The following is an 11,479-nucleotide window of genomic DNA, read 5'->3' as shown; positions in this document are numbered from 1 at the left end:
CCCCCCCCCCCCCCCCCCCCCCCCCCCCCCCCCCCCCCCCCCCCCCCCCCCCCCCCCCCCCCCCCCCCCCCCCCCCCCCCCCCCCCCCCCCCCCCCCCCCCCCCCCCCGGCCTGTGGTGACTTGGCTGCACCGTGTACTGTCGAAGGGGCTTTGCGCGATGACTAGGGTTGAGAAATAAAGTGAGCGTGGGATCTGCCGTTCGAATGAACGGCAGATCCCACGTTAATATTTCAGCCAACGTACGTCATGGCAATATCCGGTAGGTCGAAGGTGCTCTGCGGCGGTCTGGTGTTTTCATCTGAACGACTTTGCGAAGCAACCGGAGTGAAGATGAAAACACCAGACCGCCGCGGGGCACACGCAGACCGCAGGGACGGGAGCAGCTATACTACTCTCAGTAGTTAAGGGTCGCGGATTGGCCGCGTCACCGCTCTCAACAGGAGGTCTTTGTTTATGGCAGATCAAAAGCCGGTTGTCGGGATCATCATGGGTTCCAAGTCCGATCTGGGCGTTATGGAAGGCTGCACCGCCGAGCTCGAGGCGCTCGGTGTGCCCTATGAGCTCGTGATTGCCAGCGCGCACCGTACGCCGGCGAAGGTCCACGAGTGGGCTTCGACTGCCGCCGACCGTGGCATCAAGGTGATTATCGCCGCAGCCGGCAAGGCCGCGCACCTGGGCGGTGTCGTGGCTGCCTTTACGCCGCTGCCGGTTATCGGCGTGCCTATGAAGACGAGTGATCTGGGCGGCATGGATTCGCTGCTGTCGATGGTGCAGATGCCTTCGGGCGTGCCTGTGGCATGCGTTGCCATCAACGGCGCCAAGAACGCCGCCATCTACGCCACGCAGATTCTGGGTGCTTGCGATCCCGAGTATCGCGCAATTATCGAGAAGATGAAGCAGGAGATGGCTGACGCCTAAGCGGCTTGCCGTTCCGTTGTAATCATAGGGAGAGTCATGTCCGACTATCAGGGAAAACGTTTCTCGGCTTCTCATATCCCCGATCCATCCAAGTCGGGATCGGCCCGCTCCATGGAGCAGGGTCGGGCATCCTCTCCTCAACAGGCTCGTGCGCCGCGCCCCGTAACGCCGACGTCCCATCGCCGTCAGGATACGCCGGCTGCGTTTCGCCCCTCGTCATATGGCACGGCAAAGAAGCAGGCCCGGTCGACGAGGCAACCGAGCGGCGCTCCGTCCAGCTACACCGAGCCGCCGCGTAAGAAGCGCCGCTCCATCATCCCCATTCTGCTCATCATCGTGGGCATCGGTCTGATTGTCGCCGCTGCCGCCATCTTTATCAATGCTCAGATTGGCTATAAGCAGGCAAGCGATTCGTACCAGAAAATCGAGAAGCAGTACGTGAGCGATAAGGATGCGAGCGGCGTGCCGATTGTCGATTTTGACGCTCTTGCTAAGGCAAATCCCGAGATCGTGGGATGGATTTATGTGCCGGATACCAACATCAACTATCCCGTGGTGCAGGCCAAGGACAACTCTAAATACCTCAACACGCTGTTTGACGGTACGTCCAATGCATCGGGTGCGATTTTCTTGGACTTCGAAGATGTCGCGCCGGGCATGGTGGACCAGCAGACGACAATCTACGGCCACCATATGAACGACGGATCGATGTTTAATGTGATCTCGGACACCACCGACCAGGCGACGTTCGACAGCATCGAGTACGTGTACTACATCACGCGCGATGGCACGTATAAGCTGAGACCGCTGGCGACCAAGGTGGTTGAGGATACGTACTCCAAGGCGCGCGCGACCAACTTTGAGGGCGACGACGGGCTGACGAATTATCTGTCCGAGATGCTTGACGGTGCCTCTGCCGTGGCGAGCGAAGCCACCGATCGTGCCGCTTCGGCAACCAAGGTCGTAACACTTGTGACCTGCCGCTCACTGTCATTTAGCAATACGCGCGCCGTCATGGTACTCACGCCGGTCGAGGAATAAGTGGTTCGAGAGTAGCTAATTTGGGACGGGGCTCTTTTAGCTACCCCGGATATGCAGAATGATTTTGCTGGGTTAGGTGACGGGGGTAGCTAAAAGAGCCCCGTCCCAAATTAGCTACTCGACGACGGAAAAAAAGGAAAGCGATGCTTGAAAGTGGCAAATTGATGCCTTCGGTCGATGCGTGGCTGCGCGAAGCCAAGGCCGACGCTTCGGCGCCGGCGTGTGGCATGTACCTGACGCACAATGGCGTGGTGCGTGCGACACCCAAGTCCGAGGCGCGCGGTGTCGAGACCGATGGCGTGGCGCCGGGCCACAAGGTGGGCGGCATGGTGTTCGGCTTCGATGCCGAAAAGGTGCAGGCTGCCATCGAGGCGACGCGCGCGATGCCCGGCATCGGCTATGTGCGCGTATGGCTGGCGAGCGGCGAGCTTGCCGTGGGCGACGATATCATGCTCGTGCTCATTGGCGGAGACATTCGCCCGCATGTGGTCGATGCCCTGCAGGCGCTCGTCGGCACTATCAAGAACGAGTGCGTGAGCGAGGTCGAGCGCGAAGCGTAACGCCTAGCCGGCAACCCGTGTACGTCTATAGCAAAAGCCCGCTGGCAGTTCAGGTAAATCTGCCAGCGGGCTTTGGTGTGTTGGGGCTGTTTTGTGCCGGCGCTCGCTACACGCGTGTGGCGTCCTTGGGGCTCATGGTCATGCTCTGGAAGCGATTTTCCATATACTCGTTATCGAAGTACTTTCCGTAGAACTGCGCAACGGGAATATCGCTGGCCGTGCCGTTGACACGCTGGTACCAGTAGTCGAGCGATTGCAGCGTCATGACGCCGTCGACCAGCATGATGATGGTAAAGATGACGGTGGCTGAGTAGCGATTCTTCCAGGGAATCATGTTAATGAGCTTGAGCAATCTGGGCAGCAGCAGCTTGATCCAGATGAGTCCGCCCAGACCCCACAGGCAGGCGAAGCCCGTGCAGGTGCGACCGCCCGTAAGCACGGCGAGCGGATCGGGCATGCCAAAGAGCTTCATGTGCGAGTAGTTCCACGAGACCACACCGAACGAGGTCTGCATAAACCAGCCCACAAAGACCTCAAAGCTTGCGCCAAGCAGGGCGCTCACCAAAAAGATAATGATGGGGTTCTTTTTGTAGAAGCGGTTGAGCACCATGGTCATGAGTACGGCGCCAAATCCGTAGATGGGGCTGAAGGGGCCAAATAGCATGCCGGCGCGGTTCTGGTAGACGCCTGGATCGTCGACCGTCATGTGCCAGATGTCCTCCAGGATCAGACCGAGCACGCAGCAGACAAAGAATACCCAGAACAGGTTGAAGTAGTTGAGCTTGATGTAGCCCTCGCCGGTCTCATCGCGGCCGAGCATACCCTCGGCGGCGGCGTCGCGATCGAGCATCTCCTGCAAGCGGCGCTGCAGTTCGCGCTCCTGACGAAGTGTTGGGTCAACAGTGGCCGAAAGCGCGACGAGGATGCCGAGCTGGATGGCGGGGCGCAGCAAGAACGGCCCGATACCCTGGAGCATCACGTCGACCAAAAGCTCAACGACGGTAAGTGCGATAAGGATATAGGACAGGCGCGCGGCGTTGCGGCGCTGGTTCTTGATGAGGTCCAGGCCAAAGATGATCAAGATGACCGCGCTCGCCGCCGAGAGCATGATGCCGGCGACGATAAGGCCGACCGCGACGAGCGTGTTGTCGCCGAGCTTGGCGGCGGCGTTGCCGTTGATGAGCGCGGTGATGACCCGCCACATAAAGGCGCCGACCGAAGGGAGCGTGCCTACGCCGGACAGGATGCACAGGACGGCGTACACCTTAATGATGAGGGGAATCTTCTTGACCTCCGTGGCGCTGGGGACGCTGGGGTCGAGTTCGTTTCGATCCATACGGAACCTTTCTCGTTTTGTTGTAGGTTACAAGGATACGCCGCCGACCTGCTAAAAGACAGGACGAATGGCCCAATTGCAGCAATGTAAGCCCTAACGGTGGGCGAGACGCGTCGCGACGGAAACATACGGGACCGTTGGCCCCGAGGGCGGGTTGCCCGATAAAATGTTTGGCCGCAAAACGGATTATAAGCTCGGTGGGCTTTTAAAAACCGCTGTTCATGCGCGGGAGTGCTTGTCTTGCCGTGCGTATAATAGGGCAGGTAACGCCAAATAACGAGGCTCTGAGGGGATGCCATGTCTCAAGAAACCATCCGCGCGGCCGAGCGTGCTACGGGACGGCTGACGACCATGTCGACGTATGATCCGGACTCCGACCAGCTGCATGAGGAATGCGGCATCTTTGGTGTGTGGGCACCCGATCGCGACGTGGCTCGACTGACGTACTTTGGTCTGCGTGCGCTGCAGCATCGCGGCCAGGAATCGGCGGGAATCGCCGTGGGCGATGGCGGCACGGTTATGGTTCGCAAAGACCTGGGACTGCTCGATCGCGTGTTCTCCAACGCCGACCTGTCGACGCTCTCCGGCCAGTTGGCTGTGGGCCACGTGCGCTATGGCACCGCCGGCGCCAAGAGCTGGGAAGCCTCGCAGCCGCATCTTTCCACCATCAACAGCGTCATCATCGCGCTTGCGCACAACGGCACCCTGGTTAACACTGACGAGCTGCGCCGCCAGCTGATCGAGCTCGGCGTGCCGTTCCTCTCCAATTCGGATTCCGAGGTCGCGACCAAGCTCATTGGCTACTTTACCCAGTGTACGGGCCACCTGCGCGAGGGCATTCGCAAGACCATGGAGCTCGTGCGCGGCGGCTACGCCATGACGCTCATCAACGAGCAGGCACTCTACGCTTTCCGCGACCCGCATGGCATTCGTCCGCTGGTGCTGGGCAAGCTCGTGGACGAGGGCCTGGACCAGGCCGACGCCGCATCCGTTTCGCAGCTACCGTCGCAAGACGACGCCGCGACGGTCGACGCTGCCGCTCATGTCACGCGCGCTGGCGGCTGGGTCGTTGCCTCCGAGACATGTGCACTCGATATCGTGGGCGCCGAGTATGTCCGTGATGTCCGTCCCGGCGAGATCTTGCGCATCAGTGCCGAGGGCCTGGTATCCGAGCAGGGTGTGCCCGCTGCCAAAGAGCCCGCTAACTGCATCTTTGAGCAGGTCTACTTTGCCCGCCCCGACTCCATCATGAATGGCAAGAGCGTCTACGCCTGCCGTTACGACATGGGTCGTCAGCTGGCACACGAGGAGCCCGTCGATGCCGACCTTGTCATCGGCGTGCCCGACTCCGGTCTGCCGCCTGCGGAGGGTTATTCGCGCGAGAGCGGCATTCCCTTTGGCGAGGGCCTCATCAAGAATCGCTATGTGGGCCGTACGTTTATCGAGCCCACGCAGGAGCTGCGTGCCATGGGCGTGCGCATGAAGCTCAATCCACTGCGCGACAATATCGAGGGCAAGCGCCTGGTCGTCATCGACGACTCCATCGTACGCGGCACCACCATGGTGCAGCTCGTCAAGATGCTGCGCAACGCCGGCGCCAAGGAGATTCACATCCGCATCAACTCGCCCGAGGTCATCTGGCCGTGCTTCTACGGCATCGATACCGACGTGCAGTCGCAGCTCATCAGCGCTAACAAGACGGTCGATGAGATCTGCGAGTACATTGGCGCCGATTCGCTGGCCTTCCTTTCGGTCGAGGGCCTGCTGAAGGTCATGCCCAAGGGCGGCTACTGCGATGCGTGCTTTACCGGACGCTACCCCGTGGCGATTCCCGAGAGCTTTGGCCGCGACAAGTTTATGGAGGGCTTTAAGCCCCGCAACCTGGATAAGCCGCTGCACTTTGGCGACGACGCCGTGGTCGAGAAATACGATGACCGCAGCTGGGAAGAGAAGCACGGCGAGGCCTAAAACCTGCCATTTAGGGACAGGTTTATTTTGGTAGGTTTTACCTGCTGTTTTGTTGATTTGGCGGCGCGCGTTGTTACCGTGTGCGCCAACTTGAGGGCAACTATGGGCACTGTTTGGCGTCTGTGTGTCAAACGGTAGTGGGAGAGGAAGGCTCAGATGAGCGACAGCAAGCATGTGACGTATGAGGATGCCGGCGTCGATACCGCCGAGGGCGGCCGCGCCGTCGACGCTATTAAGCAAATGGTTAAGGATACCAACCGTCCCGAGGTTATCGGCGGCATCGGTGGCTTTGGCGGCCTGTTCTCGGCCGCCGCGCTTAAGGATATGGAAGACCCGATCCTGATCAGCGGTACCGACGGCGTGGGCACCAAGCTCGTCCTCGCCCAGATCATGGACCGTCACGAGACGGTGGGCCAGGACCTGGTTGCCATGTGCGTCAACGACATTTTGGCTTCGGGCGCCGAGCCGCTGTTCTTCCTGGATTATGTTGCCATCGGCCACATCGAGTCCGAGCACATGGCAAAGATCATCAAGGGCGTGGCCGATGGCTGCAAGCTCGCGGGCTGCGCGCTCGTGGGCGGCGAGATGGCCGAGCACCCGGGCGTCATGGCTCCCGCCGACTACGACCTCGCCGGCTTTACCGTGGGTGTCGTCGACCGTCCCAAGATGCTCGACCCCGCCAACGTCCGCCCCGGCGACGTGATTCTGGGCCTTCCCTCCACCGGCGTGCACTCCAACGGCTACTCGCTCGTGCGTAAGGTCATCGGCGTTGACGGCATCAAGCCTGGTACGCCCGAGGCCGCCGCTAAGGCCGAGGAGCTGAGCCGTCCGCTCGAGGAGCTCGGCGGCGCATCACTGGCAGACGCTCTGCTGGCCCCCACGCGCATCTACGTCAAGCCGATTCTTGAGCTGCTCCGCGGCGGCGCTCCGGTGCACGCCATCGCCCATATCACCGGCGGTGGCATCACCGAGAACCTTAACCGTGCGTTGGCCGACGACGTCGACGCCGTGGTCACCCGCAATGGCGCCGAGATGGGCTGGGACATTCCGCCCGTCATCACCTATGTTTCGCACCAGGCCGAGCTTACGCCCAACGAGGCATGCAAGACTTTCAACATGGGCGTCGGCCTGTGCCTGATTGTCGCCCCCGAAGACGAGGCCGCGGTAACCGATGCCCTGGTCGCGCTGGGCGAGAAGCCGTTCCGCGTGGGCGAATGCGTCGAGGGCTCCGGTAAGGTCGTGTACTCCGATGAGCGCTAACGAGCAGATGGCTGCCGCCGAGGGCCTGGGTTTTGCGCCCTATACCCGTCCGACCGGCACCGATACCACCGAGCCGCTCAAGATCGGCGTGCTCATCAGCGGTTCGGGCACCAACCTACAGGCGTTGATCGACCTGATCGCCGCCGGCAAGCTCAATGCTTCGATCGAGCTCGTGGTGTCGAGCCGTCCTTCGGCCAAGGGCCTGCAGCGTGCAGAGCGTGCGGGTATCCAGACGCTGACGCTCTCCAAGGATGTCTACGCCGACCCTATCGCCGCCGACGAGATTATTGCGCACGAGCTTCTCGAGCGCGGTTGCGAGTATGTGGTCATGGCTGGCTACATGCGCATGGTGCATACGCCGCTGCTGGCGGCGTTCCCCAACCGCGTTGTCAATCTGCATCCGGCGCTGCTGCCGAGCTTTACCGGTGCGCATGCGATCGACGATGCCTTTACGCGCGGCGTCAAGGTGACCGGTGTGACCGTGCATTTTGCCAACGAGATCTACGACAACGGCCCCATCATTGCCCAGCGCGTGCTGGCCGTTGAGGAAGGCTGGGATGTCGACACGCTCGAGGAGCACATCCATGCGATCGAGCACGTGCTGTATCCCGAGGTCGTGCAGATGCTCGCCGACGGCCGCGTCCACGTGCTGGAGAGCGGCAAGGTGGCAATTGACCCGGCGCGCCATCGTGCGTAAAAGGATTCGCTTGGTTTTCCTTGCAATGTAAACTATCAAAAAGCTGATTGGGGCATATGGAATCACATGTGCCCCAATCAGCTTAATACCTCTTTGATTTTGGGCTCTGGATAACGTGACGGGCACCATTCCCATTCCAAGAAATCCGATAGGGCCTCGTCCGTGTGTGGGCGGGGCCCTTTTGCGTGGCCTTTTATGTTTGCTATACTGCTAGCAAGTAGAGAGGAGCCGCTATGGGTGCAGCAACGGTGCAGCTCAACACACGAATCGATCCTATGCTCAAGGCTGGTGGCGATGCGGTCCTGACACGCAATGGATTGGGGCCGAGCGATGCCGTTCGTGCGCTTTGGGCCTATCTTGTCGAGCATCAAGCGTTGCCGGGATTTATGGTGACGGATAAGCGTGAGGCGCCCCGCGCGGAGAGCCTGGCTGAGCAGGGGTGTGGCCTAGCTTTTTCCTCGTTGGGGCTGAGCGCGTCGGATTTCGCATCGGCAGAATCTTCGGCGGAAGACTGGGATGCCGTACGAGATGATATGTATGACGCGATGATTGCCGATATTGAGGCGAATTGTCGATGATCGAGGCAAAGCATCTCTTGGTAGATACGAACGTTTGGCTCGATTATTACCTGCAAGAGGGGGCGTTCGACGAAGCGAAAAGATTGGTTGAACTGGCCGAGGCAGGAATGATTGACCTTCTGTATGCCCCAACGACGGCAAAGGATGTGTTCTATATTTTGCCCCGGCGACTAGCCCGGCGGAATGCGAATGGGATTAACGTGTCGTTTACCTCGGCGTCATGGGCCTGCATTGAGCACATGATGCAGGTGGCAACCGCCTCTCCGCTTTCGTTGGCGGAGTGCGAGATGGCGCGCATGCTTGGCAAGCGCATGCCGGATCTCGAAGACAACCTCATCATCGCTTCGGGCGAGACGGCAGATGTTGACTACGTGGTCACGAGCGACCGGCGCATGCTGGAGGCGATGCCCGAGGTGTGCTTGACGCCTGCCCGCGCACTCGAGATGATTGGGATCCTCGGCTAACCTTGCCTGTCTGGTTTCGCTATCATATGGGGCATTGTGAACCTCATGCAACTTTGGAGGACGGTATGGCGGATAACGCCGAGATGCTATTCGCGCCTGAGCTGGTGTTTTTTGATTGGGAGTGCGCGACGCCGGATGAGGTGTTTGCGCGACTCGAGGGCGAGCTTGCTCCGCGCGGCTACATTGCGTCCGGTTGGCTCGATGCCGTCCGTACGCGCGAGGACATCTATCCCACGGGCCTCGCTATGCCGGCGGCCAATATTGCCATTCCGCATACCGATCCGGGGTTTGTGGCTAAGCCCTATATCGCGGTGATGAAGCCCTCCGCGCCCGTGACGTTCAATGCTATGGCGGGCATGGGTGCCCCCGTGCCGGCGCAGATCATCATCAATCTGGGTATTGCCGAGCCGGGCGGCCAGGTCGAGGCTCTGCAAGCGCTTATGAATATCTTTATGGATGCCGACGCCGCAGCCGACGTGCTCGGTCAGACTTCGTCCCAGGGCATGGTCGACGCCATCCGCCGCCACTTCTAAGACTGGCATTTGGGGGCTGTCCCTAACTGCCGGCAGAAAAGGAGCGTCCCCAGCTGTCGGAGCTGTCCCCTTTGCACCAAAATGGTGCAGATTAACCTGTCTCCCATGCACCAGGTGTGCCGCGGGGCTGCGTTGTGACACAATGACGTTTGTTCGATTCGTGATGCGAAAGGCCAACTATGGCAAACAAGAAAAAGAACCCAGAGGCCGCACCGACGCCCGAGCAACGGTCCCGCGCCGCCTCCAGCTCTCGCAAGAAGCAGCGCAAGACCTATGTGTCCAAGACCGTCAAGATCGTCCTGGTGGTTATCGGCGTGCTGGCGATGCTGCTTTCCGTCTCGGCCATGGCGTGCTCCGGTTTGATGTCGCAGACCGAGAACAATAACTCGGGTTACAAACTGACCGGCGGCGTGGCTGCTACTATCAACGGAACCAACCTCACCGAGGACACCGTAACCAAGCAGATCATGAGCATGCGCACGTCCTATGGCTACACAAAGGACAAGGATTGGGCGCAGTACCTGGTCAATAACGACCTGACGCCCAAGAAGTACCGCAAACAGCTCATCGATTCCTATACGCAGCAGATTCTGCTCCAGCAGGCGCAGAAGGAGAACGGCGTGACGGTTTCGGACGAGGAGGTAGAGAAGGCTTGGAAGGACGCCTGCAAGAGCGCGGGCGGCGCCAAGACCTTTAAGGAGACCCTTAAGACCTACGGCTATACCGAGGACACCTACAAGGACTCGCTCAAGGAGAGCCTGGCGCAGCAGAAGCTTAAGGATGCCGTTGCTCCCACCAGCAAGCCCAAGGACAGCGAGATTGTCGATTACATTAACGAGAACCTGTCTAACTACAACGATGCCCGCCGCTCGTCGAACATCCTGATCAAGGTTGATTCCGACGCTTCCGACGAGGACAAGGCCGCCGCCAAGGCCAAGGCGCAGGAGTGCCTGGATAAGATCAACTCCGGCGAGCTGAGCTTTGAGGATGCCGTGAAGCAGTATTCCGACGACACCGGTTCCAAGGAGAAGAAGGGTGACGTGGGCTGGGATAAGCTCACCACCTTTGTCGACAGCTACCAGACGGCGCTCGAGGGCCTTAACAAGGGCGATGTGAGCGACGTGGTCGAGTCGACGTATGGCTACCACATCATCAAGTGCACCGACTACTTCCATGTCGACGGCCAGGTCGATGACATCAATCAGGTGCCCAAGGCTATTAAGAAGTACGTTTCCAATGTGGTGAAGACCCAGGCATCGGGCACGGCATACAACGAGTGGCTGGAGAAGTACACGAAGGATGCCGACATTACCGTCAACCCCATGCCCAAGGACGTGCCCTATAACGTAAGCCTGAAGGGCGTCACCAAGAGCTCGACCGACGATTCGTCGACGACTGAGTAATCAAGGGGCGGTGCTCGTGCGAGTGCCGCCCACACTATTGAGGAGGATTTGCAGATGACCAACGAAGAGCTGCAGCAGGAAATGATTGCCGCCATGAAGGCCAAGGACAAGGTTCGCCTGTCTATCATTCGCCAGGTCAAGGCCGAGGTTAAGAACATCGAGGTCAACGAGCGCCGCGACGTGACCGAGGAAGACGTCAACAGCATGATCAAGCGCCTGATTAAGCAGACAAGCGAGACGTTGGAGATGTCCATCAAGGCCGGTACCGATCAAGATCGTACCGACAACCTGACCGAGCAGGTCAAGATTCTGGAGAGCCTACTGCCTGCGCAGGTTTCGGGTGAGGAGCTCGAGGCTCTGATCGAGCAGGTCATCGCCGAGCTGGGCGCCACGTCCAAGAAGCAGATGGGCCAGGTTATGGGGGCGCTCGGCAAGGCCACCGGCGGCAACTTCGATAAGCCTGCCGCGGCAAAGATTGTCGGCGCAAAGCTTGCGTAATCTGTTACGCGGTTTTACCAAACCGCGTAACGGCCCGACGCTGCAAACCCGTACACGCGGCAATCTGACGTTCAATTTCAAGGGCGCGACCATAAGGTCTGCGCCCTTTCATTTAAAGGCTTTAGCCTGTGCGGGGCGCACAGCGCGCCGCATCAGAAACCACCCGCTATGCGGGTGGGGCCAAACGGCTTTACAAAGCCGCCCCCTCGCCGGACACTTGCG

The 11,479-nt window shown here is 60.1% G+C and carries 12 protein-coding genes; 11 read left to right on the top strand and 1 reads right to left on the bottom strand.

Annotated elements, in window-relative coordinates:
- Window positions 1-454 precede the first annotated feature (454 nt).
- From purE to ACTQ1E_RS08410, 3 genes are all read left to right on the top strand, one after another.
- Window positions 455-919, top strand: coding sequence for a 5-(carboxyamino)imidazole ribonucleotide mutase (gene purE, locus ACTQ1E_RS08420; protein WP_154516732.1), 465 nt, complete (start codon window positions 455-457; stop codon window positions 917-919).
- A gap of 36 nt (window positions 920-955) precedes the next feature.
- A complete protein-coding gene (locus ACTQ1E_RS08415; RefSeq protein ID WP_441565825.1) occupies window positions 956-1,960 on the top strand; it encodes a class B sortase in 1,005 nt (334 codons plus the stop codon).
- 143 nt (window positions 1,961-2,103) lie between these two features.
- Window positions 2,104-2,520, top strand: coding sequence for a molybdenum cofactor biosynthesis protein MoaE (locus ACTQ1E_RS08410; protein WP_441565823.1), 417 nt, complete (start codon window positions 2,104-2,106; stop codon window positions 2,518-2,520).
- Between the two features lie 106 nt (window positions 2,521-2,626).
- Here the strand turns inward: ACTQ1E_RS08410 and ACTQ1E_RS08405 are convergent, their stop codons facing one another.
- On the bottom strand, window positions 2,627-3,856 hold the full coding sequence (locus ACTQ1E_RS08405; protein ID WP_441048756.1) for a putative ABC transporter permease: 1,230 nt from the start codon (window positions 3,854-3,856) through the stop codon (window positions 2,627-2,629).
- A 297-nt stretch (window positions 3,857-4,153) separates the two neighbouring features.
- Here ACTQ1E_RS08405 and ACTQ1E_RS08400 point away from each other — a divergent pair, with 297 nt between their 5' ends.
- The 8 genes from ACTQ1E_RS08400 (at window position 4,154) to ACTQ1E_RS08365 (ending at window position 11,257) form a co-directional block, all read left to right on the top strand.
- Window positions 4,154-5,824: an amidophosphoribosyltransferase gene (locus ACTQ1E_RS08400; RefSeq protein WP_441565821.1), complete on the top strand. Its 1,671-nt coding sequence runs from the start codon at window positions 4,154-4,156 to the stop codon at window positions 5,822-5,824.
- 156 nt (window positions 5,825-5,980) lie between these two features.
- The gene (gene purM, locus ACTQ1E_RS08395; RefSeq protein ID WP_441565819.1) at window positions 5,981-7,084 is read left to right on the top strand and encodes a phosphoribosylformylglycinamidine cyclo-ligase; all 1,104 of its coding nucleotides are present in this window, start codon (window positions 5,981-5,983) and stop codon (window positions 7,082-7,084) included.
- A complete protein-coding gene (gene purN / locus ACTQ1E_RS08390; protein ID WP_441565817.1) occupies window positions 7,074-7,781 on the top strand; it encodes a phosphoribosylglycinamide formyltransferase in 708 nt (235 codons plus the stop codon). The genes purM and purN overlap by 11 nt, the downstream gene beginning before the upstream one ends.
- A gap of 233 nt (window positions 7,782-8,014) precedes the next feature.
- A complete protein-coding gene (locus tag ACTQ1E_RS08385; RefSeq protein ID WP_441565815.1) occupies window positions 8,015-8,359 on the top strand; it encodes a type II toxin-antitoxin system RelB/DinJ family antitoxin in 345 nt (114 codons plus the stop codon).
- A complete protein-coding gene (locus ACTQ1E_RS08380) occupies window positions 8,356-8,823 on the top strand; it encodes a PIN domain-containing protein (RefSeq protein ID WP_441565813.1) in 468 nt (155 codons plus the stop codon). The genes ACTQ1E_RS08385 and ACTQ1E_RS08380 overlap by 4 nt, the downstream gene beginning before the upstream one ends.
- Window positions 8,824-8,888: 65 nt before the next feature.
- Window positions 8,889-9,356, top strand: coding sequence for a PTS sugar transporter subunit IIA (locus ACTQ1E_RS08375; protein ID WP_427793748.1), 468 nt, complete (start codon window positions 8,889-8,891; stop codon window positions 9,354-9,356).
- Window positions 9,357-9,535: 179 nt separating this feature from the next.
- On the top strand, window positions 9,536-10,759 hold the full coding sequence (locus ACTQ1E_RS08370; protein ID WP_427795602.1) for a peptidylprolyl isomerase: 1,224 nt from the start codon (window positions 9,536-9,538) through the stop codon (window positions 10,757-10,759).
- A 54-nt stretch (window positions 10,760-10,813) separates the two neighbouring features.
- Window positions 10,814-11,257, top strand: coding sequence for a GatB/YqeY domain-containing protein (locus tag ACTQ1E_RS08365; RefSeq protein ID WP_117862823.1), 444 nt, complete (start codon window positions 10,814-10,816; stop codon window positions 11,255-11,257).
- The last annotated feature ends 222 nt before the right edge of the window (window positions 11,258-11,479 follow it).

Source organism: Collinsella sp. LCP21S3_C7 (genome assembly GCF_052118485.1).
Classification (GTDB): Bacteria; Actinomycetota; Coriobacteriia; order Coriobacteriales; family Coriobacteriaceae; genus Collinsella.
This window is presented reverse-complemented; position numbering and strand designations above follow the sequence as displayed.

Excerpts from the sequence above, each read along its gene's own strand:
- ACTQ1E_RS08385 (WP_441565815.1), top strand. The coding sequence starts at position 8,015 with ATGGGTGCAGCAACGGTGCAGCTCAACACACGAATCGATCCTATGCTC.
- purN (WP_441565817.1), top strand. The coding sequence starts at position 7,074 with ATGAGCGCTAACGAGCAGATGGCTGCCGCCGAGGGCCTGGGTTTTGCG.
- purE (WP_154516732.1), top strand. The coding sequence starts at position 455 with ATGGCAGATCAAAAGCCGGTTGTCGGGATCATCATGGGTTCCAAGTCC.
- ACTQ1E_RS08380 (WP_441565813.1), top strand. The coding sequence starts at position 8,356 with ATGATCGAGGCAAAGCATCTCTTGGTAGATACGAACGTTTGGCTCGAT.
- ACTQ1E_RS08405 (WP_441048756.1), bottom strand. The coding sequence starts at position 3,856 with ATGGATCGAAACGAACTCGACCCCAGCGTCCCCAGCGCCACGGAGGTC.
- ACTQ1E_RS08375 (WP_427793748.1), top strand. The coding sequence starts at position 8,889 with ATGGCGGATAACGCCGAGATGCTATTCGCGCCTGAGCTGGTGTTTTTT.
- ACTQ1E_RS08365 (WP_117862823.1), top strand. The coding sequence starts at position 10,814 with ATGACCAACGAAGAGCTGCAGCAGGAAATGATTGCCGCCATGAAGGCC.
- purM (WP_441565819.1), top strand. The coding sequence starts at position 5,981 with ATGAGCGACAGCAAGCATGTGACGTATGAGGATGCCGGCGTCGATACC.
- ACTQ1E_RS08410 (WP_441565823.1), top strand. The coding sequence starts at position 2,104 with ATGCTTGAAAGTGGCAAATTGATGCCTTCGGTCGATGCGTGGCTGCGC.
- ACTQ1E_RS08400 (WP_441565821.1), top strand. The coding sequence starts at position 4,154 with ATGTCTCAAGAAACCATCCGCGCGGCCGAGCGTGCTACGGGACGGCTG.
- ACTQ1E_RS08415 (WP_441565825.1), top strand. The coding sequence starts at position 956 with ATGTCCGACTATCAGGGAAAACGTTTCTCGGCTTCTCATATCCCCGAT.
- ACTQ1E_RS08370 (WP_427795602.1), top strand. The coding sequence starts at position 9,536 with ATGGCAAACAAGAAAAAGAACCCAGAGGCCGCACCGACGCCCGAGCAA.